Here is a 15,921-nt window from a genome sequence, read left to right as displayed (position 1 = left end):
GGGTTGCAGTCCACGGCGGCAACGAATAAGTTTCACCCAAAGGAACAAATAGTTCCTTCAAAAGAAACTCAAAAGGAGCCACTGCATGCCGGACCCCATCGACAGCTATGACTACGTGATCGTGGGAGCAGGCTCGGCCGGCTGCGTGCTGGCCGCGCGCCTGTCCGAGGACCCGGCCACGCGGGTACTGCTGCTGGAGGCCGGCCCGCCGGACCGCTCGCCCTGGATCCACCTGCCCATCGGCTACGGCAAGACCATGTGGAGCCCCGTCTACAACTGGAAGTTCGAGACCGACCCGGACCCCAACATGAACGGCCGGCGCATCTACTGGCCGCGCGGCCGCACGCTGGGCGGCAGCAGTTCGATCAACGGCCTGATCTACGTGCGCGGCCAGCGCGAGGACTACGACCACTGGGCGGCGCTGGGCAATGCGGGCTGGTCGTATGAGGAGGTGCTGCCCTACTTTGTGAAGTCCGAAGGCAATGCGCGCGGCGCCTTCCCGGGCCATGGCGCGGACGGGCCGCTCAAGGTCTCGGACATCGGCGCACAGCATCCGCTGATCGAGGCCTTCATCGCCGGTGCAGGCCAGGTCGGCGTGCCCCGCACCGAAGACTTCAACGGCCGCGACCAGGAGGGCGCAGGCTACTACCAGCTCACCACCCACAAGGGCCTGCGCTGCAGCACGGCCAAGGCCTATCTGGGCGAGGCCCGACGCCGCCCCAATCTGCGCATTGAAACCGACGCCATGGCCACGCAGCTGGTAGTGCGTGGCCGGCGCGCCGTCGGCATCCGCTACCGGCAAGGCGGGCAGGAGCGCCAGGCCCAGGCGCGGGCCGAGGTGATTCTGTCGGCAGGCGCCATCCAGTCGCCGCAACTGCTGCAACTGTCGGGCATAGGCCCGGCCGCGCTGTCGCAGTCCCTGGGGATTCCCGTGGTGCACGATCTGCCGGGCGTGGGCGAGAACCTGCAGGACCATCTTCAGATCCGCCTGGGCTACGAATGCAGCCAGCCCATCACCACCAATGACCAGCTCAATTCCTGGGTGGGCAGGACAAGGCTGGGGCTGGAGTGGCTGCTGTTCCGCTCGGGCGCGCTGGCCGTGGGCATCAATCAGGGCGGCTGCTTCATGCGTGCGCTCAGGGACGAGCAGGGCCGGCCCGTGGCGGCCACGCCCGACATCCAGTTCCACGTCTCCACGCTGTCGGCCGACATGGCAGGCGGCCAGGTCCATCCGTACTCGGGCTTCACCATGTCGGTCTGCCAGCTGCGGCCCGAGTCACGCGGGCAGTTGCGCATCCGCTCGCGCGATGCCTTCGAACCGCCCTCGATCCAGCCCAACTACCTGGCCACCGACCTGGACCGCCGCACCAACGTGGCGGCCGTGCGCGCGGCACGCGCCATTGCCGACACGCCGGCCATGCGCCCTTTCGTGAAGCGCGAGGTCAAGCCCGGCCCCGATGCGCACAGCGATGCGGAGCTGCTGGAGTTCTGCCGCAACCACGGCGCCACCATCTTCCACCCCAGCGGCACCTGCCGCATGGGCAGCGACGCCCTGGCCGTGGTCGATGCGCGCCTGCGCGTGCACGGCATCGCCGGCCTGCGCGTGATCGATTGCTCGGTCATGCCCACCCTGGTCTCGGGCAACACCAACGCGCCCGTGGTGATGATGGCCGAGAAGGCCGCCGACATGGTTCGCGAAGACAGGCACGGAGAGACAGGGCAGCTCAAGGTCGCATGACTGCCCGTTCCTGCATCCCGGCAATGCGACAGACAACCAGGAGACAGCATGACGACGGCAACCGATCCCAGGGTCATCCGCAAGGTGGTGACCTCCGCGCTCATCGGCGCAACCATCGAGTGGTATGACTTCTTCCTGTACGGCGTGGTCGCCGGCATCGTGTTCAGCAAGCTGTACTTTCCCAGCGACGATCCGCTGATCTCCACCCTGCTGGCCTACACCACCTTTGCCGTGGGCTTCGTCACACGGCCGCTGGGCGGGGTGATCTTCGGGCACTTCGGCGACCGCGTGGGACGCAAGAGCATCCTGGTGGTCACGCTGATGATCATGGGCGTGTCCACCTTCCTGATCGGCCTGCTGCCCACGCATGCGCAGATCGGCGTGGCCGCGCCCATCCTGCTGCTGCTGTTGCGCGTGGCCCAGGGCATAGGCCTGGGCGGCGAATGGGGCGGTGCCGTGCTCATGGCCTACGAATACGCGCCCAAGGAAAAGCGGGGCTTCTATGCCTCCCTGCCCCAGGTGGGCCTGGCCATCGGCCTGTTCATGGCCTCGGGCGTGGTGGCCCTGCTGTCCTGGCTGTGTACCGAAGAGCAATTCATGGCCTGGGGCTGGCGCGTCGCGTTCCTGATCTCGGGACTCATGGTGGCCGTGGGCATGTACATCCGCCTGCATGTGAAGGAGACGCCCGAATTCGCGGCCGTCAAGGCACGCAATGCCGAGACCGCGATTCCCTTCATGGACATGATGCGGCGCTATCCGGGCAATGTGCTCAAGGGCATGGGCGCACGCTATATCGACGGCGTTTTCTTCAACGTCTTCGGCGTGTTCTCGATCAGCTACCTGACCTCCACCCTGCAGATCAGCCGCACCGACGCATTGATCGGCGTGATGATCGCCGCCGTGGTGATGTGCTTCACGATTCCGCTGTTCGGCCGCCTGTCCGACCGCATGGGCCGCAGCCGCGTGTATCTGTGGGGATCGCTGATCACCGCGGTCTCTGCCTTCCCGGCCTTCTGGCTCATGGCCCACAGCGGCGGCAATGTGCTGCTGATATGGATCGCCATCGTCGTGCCCTTCGGCATTCTCTACGCGGCGGTCTACGGTCCCGAAGCCGCCCTCTTCTGCGACCTGTTCGACGCCAAGGTGCGCTACACCGGCATTTCCTTCGTCTACCAGTTCTCGGGCATTTTCGCGTCCGGCATCACGCCCATCATTGCGACGGCGCTGGTCAAGACAGCCGGTGGCAGCCCATGGCTGGTGTGCCTTTATGTGGTGTTTGCGGGAGCGGTATCGGCCTGGTGTGCCTGGGCGATCGGTCGGGATGGACAGGGTGCCCGCGCCTTTCGGCCCGTGGGCAATGCCAGGGCAGGCCTGTGAATGGATGGAATTCGGGCGCTTTCAAGAAAGTTGAATACGCACGCCGGAAAACACATTGCCGGCGTACGAACCCATTTCAGGGACTCCAGCAAAAACCACTCAAACCATCGCACTGTTTCTCTTTGTAAAGACGATGGCTAGAATGCCCATGCATTTTCTTAATCAGACAGAGAGGGACCATGTTCAAGAAAACATTGGCAGCAGCCATCTTGCTGGGCTGCGGCCTGGCACACGCGTTCATGCCCAGCAATGGCACCTGGGTCGTGACCTCCGAACTCAACGGCAAGCCCGGCCGCGGTCTGGCCCTTGATGCGCAAAACGGCACCCTGGTCATGCAGATGTATGCCTACGAGCCCAGCGGGCAGCCGAGCTTCTACATGACGTCGGGCGCGTTGACCAACAACCGCTTTTCAGCGCCGCTGATGCGCTACAAGGGCGGCCGCTATCTGGGCAGCGGCCCGCTGTCGGGCTCCGAAGACCGCAATATGGGCCAGGTCAGCATGCGCTTCACCAGCGGCGTTTCGGGATTCATCACGCTGCCCGGCGAGCCTGAAGTGGCGATTTCACGTTTCAACTTCGGTTATCCCGCCGTGGCATCCAGCCTGCGGGGCATCTGGGCGCTGACTTCGTTCGGTGGCGAAGGCGTTTTCTCCGACGTCGTGAATATGCAGCTGCAAACGCCTGCCACCGCAAACGGCAATGGCCTGATGGAAACGACGGACCGGCTGTTTGGCTGCGAACACCAGGTCCGGGGCAATCTGGCGGGCGGCGTGCTGTGCGTGAAGATCACCAGCTCCGGCCAGTTGCTGCGTTCCTACTACTTCGTCTACAGCGTGAACGAGGGCGAAGGCAATTCCCGCACCAATGGAACCCGGCCTGAACAGGTGCTGGTGGTCAAGCGCCTGCTCGACCCACAGGGTGTGGGCACCGGCATCGTCTACGCGGCCGATGCGCCCGTGGACCCGACGCCCACCGTGCTGCACGACATCATCGAGAACCTGTCCTTCAACGCAGCACCTCTGCCAGCCGAGCAGGAGTGACGCCCCCGCTGCCGGCTACCCCTCAGGGCAGTGCCGGCAGCTGCTCAGCATGCCGCAGGTCCACATGCGCCTGCAGAAAGTCGAGCACGGCACGCGTGCGCGGGGGCAGGCGGTCGGGCTTGCCCAGGTAGACGGCGTGGATGGGTTCCAGGTCGCCCGTGTTGAATTCCTCCAGCACGGGCACCAGCCGGCCGGCGAGCACGTCGGCCCAGGCGTGGTACAGCGACAGGCGGGCCAGGCCCGTGCCGTGCAGCGCCAGCTCGCGCATCACGTCGCCGTCGTTGACGCGCACCACCTCCCCGATATCGACGGCCACGCGCTGGCCGTCCACCAGAAATGGCCAGTGCGGTATGGCGCGCTGGTAGCTCCAGCCCAGGCGCACATGGTGGCCCAGCTCGTCTGGATGCAGGGGTCTGCCCATGCGGGCCAGGTACTGCGGTGAGGCCAGGATGACCTGCCGCGTGTGGCCCAGCAGCCGCGCCACCATGTCCGAGGGCGGAAGCTGACCCCAGCGCACGGCGATGTCCGTGCCGGCCTCGACCAGGTCCACGATCTGGTCCGTAAAGCTCAGTTCCAGGCTCAGCCCGGGATGGCGCTGCAGCAATTGCGGCACCAGGGGCACGAGCAGCATTTTTCCGGTCGATGAGCTGGTGTTGATGCGCACCAGGCCGCGTGGTTCGCTGCGCACGGCCACGCAGGCCTCCAGTTCCTCCAGGTCGGCCAGCACGCGCTTGCCGCGCTCGAACAGCTGGCAGCCTTCGGGCGTGAGGTGCAGCCGCCGCGTGCTGCGCTGCAGCAGTTGCACGCCCAGGCGCGCCTCCAGCCGCGACATGCTCTTGCTGACGGCCGAGGGCGAGATGCCCAGGTGGCGTGCAGCGGCCGAGAGGCTGCCGCGCTCGGCCACCAGGATCAGCATTTCCAGCTCGGCAAAGCGGTTGGCCTCGGCGTTGCCTGTGTCGGTGGCCGTGAGTGGGGCAAGTGCGGGCATGGCGTCTCCTGAAAAGAGGTCATCTATTCCACACAGGAACAGATCCGTTTCCATTATTCCATCTACACAAAGGTATGTTGCAGTGCGACATTAATGGACATCACACCAAGGATCACAAGGAATCCGTCCATGCCTCTTTCCCTACTCGCCCTGGCGGCCGGTGCCTTTGGCATCGGCACCACGGAATTCATCATCATGGGCCTGCTGACACAGGTCAGCCAGGATCTTCACATCAGCATTCCCACGGCGGGCTCGCTGATTTCGGGCTACGCCATCGGCGTGGCCGTGGGCGCGCCCGTGCTCACGCTGCTGACGCGCCAATGGCCGCGCAAGCGCCTGCTGCTGGCGCTGATGCTGATCTTCATCGCCGGCAACCTGGCCGCCGCGTTCGCGCCCAGCTATGAATGGCTGATGTCGGCGCGCGTGCTGACCTCGCTGACCCACGGCACCTTCTTCGGCGTGGGCGCCGTGGTGGCCACGGGCCTGGTGCCGGTGGACAAGAAGGCGTCGGCGATTGCGCTGATGTTCTCGGGCCTGACCCTGGCCACCCTGCTGGGCGTGCCTGCCGGCGCCTGGATCGGCCAGATGTTCGGCTGGCGCAGCGCCTTCCTGGCCGTGGCCGCGATCGGCGTTCTGGCCTTTGCCATCCTGGCCGCCTTCGTGCCGCGCGACCAGGGCCGCCCCGAGGTCACGCCGCTGGCGCAGGAGCTTGCCGTGCTGGCCAACGGCCAGGTCTGGCTGGGCCTGGGCATCACGGCCTTCGGCTTTGCGGGCGTGTTTGCGCTCTACACCTATGTGGAGCCGCTGCTGACCCAGGTGACCCGCATGGGCGACAGCCTGGTGGCACTGACCCTGCTGCTGTTCGGCGCGGGCCTGGCCGCAGGCAATCTGCTGGGCGGCAAGCTGGCCGACCGGGGCGTGATGCGCGCCCTGGTGTGGAGCATTGCGGCGCTGATGGTGGTGCTGGCGGCAGGCCGCTGGGCCTTCGGGAACCAGGCCGTGGCCATGGCCTATGTGATCGTGCTGGGCATCGTGGCCTTCGCCACGGTGGCCCCCATGCAGATGCGCGTGCTGGACCAGGCCGGCCCCCAGGGCGCCAACCTGGTCTCCAGCCTGAACATTGCGGCCTTCAACCTGGGCAATGCCCTGGGTGCCTGGGTCGGCGGCCTGGCCCTGGCCGGTGGCCTGGGCCTGGTCAACCTGGGCTGGGCCGCCGCCGCGCTGACGGCCGTGGGCCTGGTGCTGGTCTTCTGGAGCAGCCGCCTGTCCGCAGGCTCCGCACGCAGCGCAGGCGTGGCCTGCGCCTGAGGCTCAACGGGCCAGCACGGGCTTGAGCGCCTTGCCCGTGTGCGTGCCCGCAGCCACCAGATCCTCGGGCGTGCCGGCCGCAATGATGCGGCCGCCGTCCTTGCCGCCTTCGGGGCCGAGGTCGATGATCCAGTCGGCCTCGGCGATCACGTCCAGGTCATGCTCGATGACGACCACGCTGTGGCCCGCATCCACCAGGCGGTGCAGCACGCGGATGAGCTTGTCCACATCGGCCATGTGCAGGCCCACCGTGGGTTCGTCCAGCACATAGAGCGTGTGCGGCGCCTTGTTGCCGCGCCGGGTCACGTCGTCGCGCACCTTGGTCAGCTCGGTGACGAGCTTGATGCGCTGGGCTTCGCCGCCCGACAGCGTGGGCGAGGGCTGGCCCAGCGTGAGATAGCCCAGGCCCACGTCCTTGAGCAGTTGCAGCGGGTGGGCGATGCTGGGCATGCTGGCGAAGAACTCGACGGCCTCGTCCACCTCCATCTGCAGCACGTCGCCAATGCTCTTGCCGCGCCAGGAGACGGCCAGGGTCTCGGGGTTGAAGCGCGCGCCGTGGCAGACCTCGCAGGGCACCTTCACGTCGGGCAGGAAGCTCATCTCGATGGTGCGCATGCCCTGGCCCTCGCAGGCCGGGCAGCGGCCTTCGCCGGTGTTGAACGAGAAGCGGCCGGCCGCGTAGCCGCGCGCCTTGGCCTCCAGCGTTTCGGCGTAGAGCTTACGGATGGTGTCCCAGAAGCCGATGTAGGTGGCCGGGCAGCTGCGCGGGGTCTTGCCGATGGGGGTCTGGTCGACCTCGAGCACGCGGTCAATGCCCTCGAAGCCCTGCAGGCCCTTGCAGCCGGACAGCGGCGGCGCCTTGCCGGCGTCCATGGCATCGCGCCCGGCCTTGGTGGCGCGCTGGCCCACCCAGGCGGCCACATTGGCCAGCATCACGTCGCGCGCCAGCGTGGACTTGCCCGAACCGCTGACGCCCGTGACGGCCACCAGGCGCTTGAGCGGCACGCGCGCATCCACGTTCTGCAGGTTGTGCAAGTGGGCGCCGCGCACGGTCAGCCAGCCCAGTGCGTCGGAGGCGGGTTCGGCGTCGACAACGACAGGCGCGGCCTTCTTTTTGGATTTGGATACCTTGACAGGCGCGGGTTCCGGCACCGGTTCGGCCACGGCGGCAAGCTCGGCGGCCGCCTGCGGCGGCTGGCCTTCGCCCACCCAGCGGCGCGGCTGGAACGGGTGGCGCATGGCATGCAGCAGGTAGCGGCCCGTGATGGAGTCCTCGGCCGCCATGATGTCGGCCGCCGTGCCCTGGGCCACGAGGCGGCCGCCGCGAATGCCGGCGCTGGGACCGATGTCGATGATGTGGTCGGCGCGGCGGATGGTGTCTTCGTCATGCTCGACCACGACCAGGGTGTTGCCCTTGTCGCCCAGCTTGTGCAGGGCGTTGAGCAGGATCTGGTTGTCGCGTGCATGCAGGCCGATGGTGGGTTCGTCCAGCACATAGCACACGCCCTGCAGGTTGCTGCCCAGTTGCGCGGCCAGGCGGATGCGCTGGGCCTCGCCGCCCGACAGCGTGGGCGCGCCACGGTCCAGCGTCAGGTAGCCCAGGCCCACTTCCTCGAGGAATTCGAGGCGGCTCTGGATCTCGGGGATGAGGTCGCGGGCAATGTCGGACTCGCGTCCGGACAGGGCCAGCGCCTGCACCCATTGGCGCACGTCGTTGACCGACAGCTGGGCGATCTCGGCAATGCCCACGCCATGGAAGCGCACGGCGCGCGCCGTGGCGTTCAGGCGTGTGCCCTGGCAGGTGGGGCAGGTCACTTCGGCCAGGTCCTCGATTTCCTGGCCTTCGAACTTGACCTCCCGGCCCCGGTTGTCCTCGACCAGCAGGGTGTCGTCATAGACCTTGCGCTGGTCCTTGGTGAGCTTGACGCCCGTGCCCACGCAGTCGGGGCACCAGCCGTGCTTGCTGTTGTAGGAAAACAGGCGCGGGTCCAGCTCGGCATAGCTGGTGGCGCAGACCGGGCAGGCGCGCTGGGTGGAGAACACCTGCAGGCTGCCGATGCCGGCCGTGCTCCGGCCGCCGGCCATGGCATCGGCCAGGTTGTCCAGGCCGGACAGCACATGCAGCACGCCCTTGCCTGTTTCCAGCGCCTGCGCCAGGTGGCCGCGCAGTTCGCGCTCGTTGGCCGCCGTGACGGTGACGCTGGCCACGGGCAGTTCGATGGTGTGCTCCTTGAAGCGGTCGATGCGCGGGAATCCCGTGGTGGGCAGGAATTCGCCGTCCACGCGCAGATGGGTGTAGCCGCGCGGGCGCGCCCAGTCGGCCAGCTCGGTGTAGACGCCCTTGCGGTTGACCACCAGCGGCGCCAGCAGGCCGATGGTCTGGCCCCTGAACTGCGTGAGCAATTGGGCCGCGATGCTTTCCGCCGTCTGCGGCTGCACGGCGGCGCCGTCGTGGATGCAGTGCTGCGTGCCCAGCTTGACGTAGAGCAGGCGCAGGAAGTGCCAGACCTCGGTGGTCGTGCCCACGGTGGACTTGCGCCCGCCGCGCGACAGGCGCTGCTCGATGGCCACGGTGGGCGGAATGCCGTAGACCGCGTCCACCTCGGGCCGGCCCGCAGGCTGGACGATGGAGCGCGCATAGGCGTTGAGCGACTCCAGGTAGCGGCGCTGGCCTTCGTTGAACAGGATGTCGAAGGCCAGCGTGGACTTGCCCGAGCCCGAGACGCCCGTCACCACGTTGAACTTGCCGCGCGGGATCTCCACCGACAGCTGCTTGAGGTTGTGCTCCTTGGCGTTGACGATCTCGATGGCATTCCTGGCCGCGGCGCCCGACATGGCATGCGCCTTGCGCTGGCTCTTGTAGAGCATGGGAGCGACCTCGCGCACCGCCTCGCCGCCCACGCCCATGGCCAGGTCGTACTCGCGCAGCGCCTGGGCCGTGTGCGAGCCGGGAATCTGGCGCACTTCCTCGGGCGTGCCCTGGGCCACGATGGCGCCGCCGCCGTCGCCGCCTTCGGGGCCGAGGTCGATCAGCCAGTCGCTGGCACGGATCACGTCGAGGTTGTGCTCGATGACGATCAGCGAGTGCCCGGTCTCCAGCAGCTTGCGCAGCGCGCGCATGAGCTTGGCGATGTCGTCGAAGTGCAGGCCCGTGGTGGGCTCGTCGAACAGGAACAATGTGCCCTTCTTGGCCAGCGCCTGCTTCGACTTGGCCTGGGACTTGGCCGCCTCGGCCAGGAAGCCCGCGAGCTTGAGGCGCTGGGCCTCGCCGCCCGACAGCGTGGGCACGGGCTGGCCCAGCTTCACGTATTCCAGGCCCACGTCGACGATGGGCTGCAGGGCGCGGATGACCTCGCGGTCCTGCGCGAACAGCAGGGCCGCCTCGGCCACGGTGAGTTCCAGCACATCGGCCACGTTGAGCTTGCGCGGCTGCAGCTCGCCGGCCGCGTGGCGCTCGATCGTGACTTCCAGGATCTCGGGGCGGTAGCGCGTGCCGTTGCAGTCGGGGCAGCGCAGGTAGACATCGGAGAGGAACTGCATCTCCACATGCTCGAAGCCCGAGCCGCCGCAGGTGGGGCAGCGGCCGTCGCCGCTGTTGAAGCTGAACTTGGCGGCCGTGTAGCCGCGCTGGCGCGACAGCGGCGCAATGGCGAACAGCTCGCGAATGGAGTCCCATGCACCCACGTAGCTGGCCGGGTTGGAGCGCGCCGTCTTGCCGATGGGCGACTGGTCCACGAACATCACGTCGCTCAGGTGGTCGGCGCCCAGCAGGCGCTCGAAGGCGCCGGCCGCATCCGTGGGCTTGCCGAAGTGGCGCATCAGCGCGGGCACCAGCACGTCCTGGATCAGCGTGGACTTGCCCGAGCCGCTGACGCCGGTGATGGTGACCAGGCGCTGCAGCGGAAAGTCCACGTCGATGCTGCGCAGGTTGTGCTCGCGCGCGCCTTCGAGGATGAGGCGTGGCGTGGACTCGGTCACCATGCGCTTGAGGCCGAAGCCCACCTGCTTGCGGCCGCCCAGGTAGGCGCCGGTCAGCGTGTCGGCATGGCGCAGGTCCTCGGGCGTGCCGTCGAACACGATCTGGCCGCCGCGCGCGCCGGGGCCGGGGCCCATGTCGATCATGCGGTCGGCGGCGAACATCACGGCCGGGTCATGCTCGACCACGACCAGGGTGTTGCCCGCATCGCGCAGGCGCTGCATGGCCTCGGTGATGCGTTCCATGTCGCGCGGGTGCAGGCCGATGCTGGGCTCGTCGAGCACGAACAGGGTGTTGACCAGCGAGGTGCCCAGGGCCGTGGTCAGATTGATGCGCTGCACCTCGCCGCCCGACAGCGTGCGGCTCTGGCGGTCCAGCGTGAGGTAGCCGATGCCCACGTCGCACAGGTACTGCACGCGCGCCATGATTTCGGCGTGCAGCATCTTGAGGGCCTGGGCCTCGCCGTCATGCAATGGGGCGTCGGCAGCCGGCGCCAGCTGCTGAAAGAAGTCGCGCAGCCGCACCAGGGGCAGCTGCATCAGGTCGTGCAGGCACAGGCCCGGCAGCGCGTCCAGCTGCTCGCGGCTCCAGGCCACGCCCTTCGGCATGAAGCGGCGGTAGCGGCCTTCGTCGCCGGGCGGCAGCACGGCATCGGCAGCCTGCTTGCCGCCCAGGCGCCACAGCAGGCTTTCGGTCTTCAGGCGCGCGCCGCCGCAGGTGGGGCATTCGGTATAGCTGCGGTACTTGGACAGCAGCACCCGGATGTGCATCTTGTAGGCCTTGCTCTCCAGGTATTCGAAGAAGCGCTTGATGCCGTACCAGGTCTGGGTCCACTTGCCATTCCAGTTGGGCGAGCCGTCCAGCACCCAGCTTTTCTGCGCATCGGTGAGCTTGGCCCAGGCCGTGTCGCGCGGAATGCCTTCGGCCTCGGCGTGGCGCATCAGGTCATCCTGGATCTCCTTCCAGGCCGGTGTCTGCACGGGCTTGATGGCGCCCGTGCGCAGGGTGAGCTTGTCGTTGGGAATGACCAGCCCCCAGTCCACGCCGATCACGCGGCCAAAGCCACGGCAGGCCTCGCAGGCACCCACGGCGGAGTTGAAGGAGAACAGCGAAGGAATCGGCTCCTGGTAGCTCAGGCCGCTTTCGGGGCAATGCAGGCCCAGCGAGAACTTCCACAGCTGGGGCTCGGTGGGCTGGGCACCTGCGGCTTCCACGGCGGATTCAGGCAGCACATAGACCGTCATGTGGCCGCTGCCGCGCTTGAGCGCGACCTCGATGGCCTCGTAGACACGGGCCCGCTCCACATTGCCCAGGCGGAAGCGGTCGGCCACCACGTCCAGCATCTTGACCTTGAGCGGCGCCGCCGCCTTGGCCTTCTTGCCCTTGGCGTCAGCGGCAGGCTCCACGGCGCCGGCCTTCTCGGCCTCGCGCTCGGCCTGGACCTTGGTGAAGCCGCTGGCCGACAGCCATTGCTCCACCTCGGCGGCCGTGGTGTTGGCGGGCAGCTCGACGGGGAAGGTGATGGCGATGCGCGGATCACCGGCCTGCCGGCAACGCTCGGCCAGCTCCTCCAGCACGCTGTCGGGCGTGTCGTGGCGCACGGGCACGGCGGTGTCGCGGTCGAACAGCTGGGCTGCGCGCGCGAACAGCAGCTTCAGGTGATCGTTGAGCTCGGTCATCGTGCCCACGGTGGAGCGCGAGTTGCGGACGGGGTTGGTCTGGTCGATGGCGATGGCCGGCGGCACCCCTTCCACACGGTCCACGGCCGGCTTGTCCATGCGGTCCAGGAACTGGCGCGCATAGGCCGAGAAGGTCTCGACATAGCGGCGCTGGCCTTCGGCATACAGGGTATCGAACACCAGGCTGGACTTGCCCGAGCCGCTGGGCCCCGTGACCACGGTCAGCTCGCCGGTACGGATGTCGAGATCCAGGTTCTGGAGATTGTGCTGGCGTGCGCCGCGAATTCGAATCAGACCGTGCGTCATGGGTGTTCTGTGGTCAGTGGGAGCCAAACATTCTAGGCAGTCCATGCGTCAGGCATCAGACGCTTCTCAATACCTGTATTTTCATACAGGTTAAACAAAAAGACACCGCCTCGACGCATCCGCGCGACCATTAAAAAACCCCGGAACCAGTCCGGGGCTCGTGCCTCTTGCCGAGGGCTTACTTGGCCATCTGCACGGAGGCAGGCATGGCCTGCTCACCCGGCACACCCTTCACCTGGGTGACGGCCAGCAGCGAGACGACGACAAAGGCCAGGCAACCGGCCGCGATGATCCTCATGGTTTTTTCCTTGATCAGGCTTTGAAAAGACGAGCCCAGACAAAAAGGCCCCGCACCTTTCGGTACGAGGCCTGATATGGCAGGCAGGTGCTGATTGGAACAGACCTGCTTTGCTCGCGGCTTACGCCGCGCGGCGATCAGAATGCGTGACGCACGCCCAGGGCGAAGGAGGAGAAGTCCGCGCCCTTCACACCGGTCATGTAGTTGGCGCCGGCCTTGTTGTCCACCTTGGTGTAGTAGCCGTAGACCTTGGTGCGCTTGCTCAGGTTGTAGTTGTAGCCCAGGGTCCACTGGTTGGCACCGGAGTCGGCAATGTTGCTCCACTTGTTGGCGTGGCCCAGGTTCACGTGGAACTCGGAAGCGCCCAGGGTGTACATGCCCGACAGACGGAAGTTGTTGCGCGTGCCGCGGATCTGCTCGTCGTTGCGCTGGTAGTAGCCACCGACCACGAACTGGCCGAAGGTGTAGGCAGCGCGGAAGGCGGCCTGCTTGTCTTCGTCCACCTGGCTGTAGCCGGCGCCCAGGGCCAGAGGGCCCACATCGTAGTTGACGGCCAGGTCATAGCCGTTCTTGCGGGCGGGCGTGGCCTTCTCGTGCATGGAGACCGAGCCTTCGACCGTCAGGCCACCGATGTTGGGGGTGGTGTAGGAGATCTTGTTGGCGGTGCCCAGGCCGCTGGCGAACCAGACGGGATCGAAGTACAGCGCGTCGGACGAGGTACCCGTGTCATGGTTGTGCATGCTCACGTAGTCGGCCGTGGCGAAGTACGAACCGGGGAAGAAGTTGCCCATGCGGATCTTGCCGAAGCTGCCCGACAGGTTCACTTCGCTCTGGCGGCCGAAGGTCAGCGCGCCCGTGGAGGAGGAACCCATGCCGGTGTCGGAAGCGAAACCGCTTTCCAGCACGAAGCCGGCCTTCAGGCCGCCGCCCAGATCTTCGACACCGCGCATGCCCCAACGCGAGGAGTTGTTCTCCATCTTGTTGACGGTCTGGTCACCGATCTTTTCGCGTTCGATGGTCGTGTTGATACGGCCATAAATCGTCACGCTGCTTTGCGCCATCACGGTGGTGGAACCCAGCACGGCCAGCACGGCCAGGGCAACGCGGTTCATCTTGATCATCTCGGCATCTCCTTGGGATTGTTGAGTGGGTATTCTTGAAATCTCAGGGCCGACTCCGGCTCTAGATCAGTGCCATTTGCGGCTGCTGCGGATTCTAGGTGCGGGCATGTCAAAAAATGTATGCCCGCCTCTGAAAATGCGCCATCTGATGCTTTGCTGCCACAGGCATGACATGGAAAACCATTAGAAGCACCCAAAGAAAAAGCCCACGGCAAACCGCCATGGGCTTTCATCAATGCAGAGCCGCAAAACACCGCCGGATACTGCGCATACCGCATGCAACCGGCGCGGCCCAACTCAGAGACGCCGAGCAAGAGCCGCCTCGCGGCGATGGCGTCGTCCCCCTCCCGCGAAGCGAGAGAGGGGGAAGGCGCGTCAGCGCCTCAGGGGGAGCCCTCAATCATTCGCGTAGATATCCACATCCTTGGTCTCGCGCAGGAACAGCGTGCCGATGATGGCCGTGGCGCCTGCAATGACGATGGGGTACCAGAGGCCGCTGTACATATTGCCGGTCTGGGCCACGATGGCGAAGGACATGGTGGGCAGCAGGCCGCCGAACCATCCATTGCCGATGTGATACGGCAGGCTCATCGAGGTATAGCGGATGCGCGTGGGGAACAGTTCCACCAGCATGGCGGCGATGGGCCCGTAGACCATGGTCACGAGGATGACCAGGTAGGTCAGGATGGCGACCATCATGACCTTGTTCATCTTCGCGGGGTCGGCCTTGGTGGGGTAGCCGTCCTCGGCCAGCACCTTGGCCACGGTCTTCTTGAACTCGGCGTCCTTGGCCTTGGCTTCCTCGGGGCTCAGGCCCTTGATGGAGAACGAGGGGATCTCGGTGCTGCCGATGCGGATGAAGGCCGTCTTGCCGGGCGCTGCGTCCTCGGAGTCATAGCTGACCGAGCCTGCGGCCAGCAACTGCTTGGCCACGTCGCAGGAGCTGGTGAACTTGGAGGTGCCCGTGGGATTGAACTGGAACGAGCATTCCTTGGGATCGGCGACGATGACCACCTTGTTCTTGGCCTGTGCCGCAGCCAGGTCGGGGTTGGCCGCTTCGGTCAGCGCCTTGAACACGGGGAAGTAGGTCACCACGGCCAGCACGCAGCCCAGCATGATGATGGGCTTGCGGCCTATCTTGTCGGACAGCGAACCGAAGATCACGAAGAACGGCGTGCCGATGATCAGCGCCGCCGCGATCAGCAGGTTGGCCGTCACCGCATCGACCTTGAGCTGCTGCGTCAGGAAGAACAGCGCATAGAACTGCCCCGTATACCAGACCACGGCCTGGCCGGCGGTCAGGCCGATCAGCGCCAGGATCACGATCTTGAGGTTGCGCCATTGGCCGAAGGACTCGGTCAGCGGGGACTTGGAGACCTTGCCCTCGGCCTTCATCTTCTGGAAGGCAGGCGACTCGGACAGCGTCATGCGGATCCACACCGAGATGCCCAGCAGCACGATGGACAGCAGGAAGGGAATGCGCCAGCCCCAGTCCGCAAAGGCCTGCTCGCCGATGGAGGTGCGCACGCCCAGGATCACCAGCAGCGACAGGAACAGGCCCAGCGTTGCGGTGGTCTGGATCCATGAGGTGTAGGCGCCGCGCTTGCCGTGCGGCGCATGCTCGGCCACGTAGGTGGCCGCACCGCCGTACTCGCCGCCCAGGGCCAGGCCCTGCAGCATGCGCAGGCCGATGAGGATCACCGGCGCCGCCACGCCGATGCTGGCGTAGGTGGGCAGGATGCCGACGATGAAGGTCGACAGGCCCATGATCAGGATGGTCACGAGGAAGGTGTACTTGCGCCCGATCATGTCGCCCAGCCGCCCGAACACCAGTGCGCCGAAGGGCCGCACGATGAAGCCGGCCGCGAAGGCCAGCAGCGCGAAGATGAAGGCCGATCCCGCATCGAGCCCGCTGAAGAATTGCTTGGCGATGATGGCCGCCAGCGATCCGTAGAGATAGAAGTCGTACCACTCGAAAACCGTGCCTAGCGACGAGGCAAAGATCACCTTGCGTTCTTCCGGAGTCATGGGCCGCGGGGTCGCCTTGACCCCCGCGCCTTGCGATGCGTTGATAGCCATGTCTGTCTCCT

General features: G+C 66.4%; 8 protein-coding genes. 4 read left to right on the top strand and 4 right to left on the bottom strand.

Going from position 1 to position 15,921, the window contains the following annotated elements; genetic code table 11:
• Positions 1 to 85: 85 nt before the first annotated feature.
• The 3 genes from AC57B5_RS22085 to AC57B5_RS22075 all read left to right on the top strand — a co-directional run bounded on the left by AC57B5_RS22085 (position 86) and on the right by AC57B5_RS22075 (position 4,155).
• Complete coding sequence (locus AC57B5_RS22085) at positions 86 to 1,738, top strand: GMC family oxidoreductase (protein WP_496400320.1); 1,653 nt, start codon at positions 86 to 88, stop codon at positions 1,736 to 1,738.
• Positions 1,739 to 1,786: 48 nt separating this feature from the next.
• Positions 1,787 to 3,115 (top strand): MFS transporter, encoded by a 1,329-nt coding sequence (locus AC57B5_RS22080; RefSeq protein ID WP_454707968.1) that lies wholly within the window; start codon positions 1,787 to 1,789, stop codon positions 3,113 to 3,115.
• A gap of 179 nt (positions 3,116 to 3,294) precedes the next feature.
• Complete coding sequence (locus AC57B5_RS22075) at positions 3,295 to 4,155, top strand: hypothetical protein (RefSeq protein ID WP_496400319.1); 861 nt, start codon at positions 3,295 to 3,297, stop codon at positions 4,153 to 4,155.
• 22 nt (positions 4,156 to 4,177) lie between these two features.
• Here the strand turns inward: AC57B5_RS22075 and AC57B5_RS22070 are convergent, their stop codons facing one another.
• On the bottom strand, positions 4,178 to 5,143 hold the full coding sequence (locus AC57B5_RS22070; protein ID WP_492806022.1) for a LysR substrate-binding domain-containing protein: 966 nt from the start codon (positions 5,141 to 5,143) through the stop codon (positions 4,178 to 4,180).
• A 129-nt stretch (positions 5,144 to 5,272) separates the two neighbouring features.
• On the opposite strand from AC57B5_RS22070, the gene AC57B5_RS22065 reads away from it, so the two are divergent.
• The gene (locus tag AC57B5_RS22065) at positions 5,273 to 6,451 is read left to right on the top strand and encodes an MFS transporter (RefSeq protein WP_043820249.1); all 1,179 of its coding nucleotides are present in this window, start codon (positions 5,273 to 5,275) and stop codon (positions 6,449 to 6,451) included.
• A 3-nt stretch (positions 6,452 to 6,454) separates the two neighbouring features.
• On the opposite strand, the gene uvrA is transcribed toward AC57B5_RS22065, so the two are convergent.
• The 3 genes from uvrA to AC57B5_RS22050 all read right to left on the bottom strand — a co-directional run bounded on the left by uvrA (position 6,455) and on the right by AC57B5_RS22050 (position 15,910).
• On the bottom strand, positions 6,455 to 12,412 hold the full coding sequence (uvrA, locus tag AC57B5_RS22060) for an excinuclease ABC subunit UvrA (protein ID WP_496400318.1): 5,958 nt from the start codon (positions 12,410 to 12,412) through the stop codon (positions 6,455 to 6,457).
• Positions 12,413 to 12,847: 435 nt separating this feature from the next.
• A complete protein-coding gene (locus tag AC57B5_RS22055) occupies positions 12,848 to 13,831 on the bottom strand; it encodes a porin (RefSeq protein WP_013800410.1) in 984 nt (327 codons plus the stop codon).
• 396 nt (positions 13,832 to 14,227) lie between these two features.
• Positions 14,228 to 15,910, bottom strand: a complete 1,683-nt coding sequence (locus tag AC57B5_RS22050; RefSeq protein WP_013800409.1) for an MFS transporter — start codon at positions 15,908 to 15,910, stop codon at positions 14,228 to 14,230.
• Positions 15,911 to 15,921 lie beyond the last annotated feature (11 nt).

This window comes from Delftia sp. BGA-UO-ETr-SB1, from assembly GCF_059567865.1.
The sequence above is the reverse complement of the archived record's forward strand: the minus strand, read 5'-3'. Positions and strand labels throughout refer to the sequence as shown.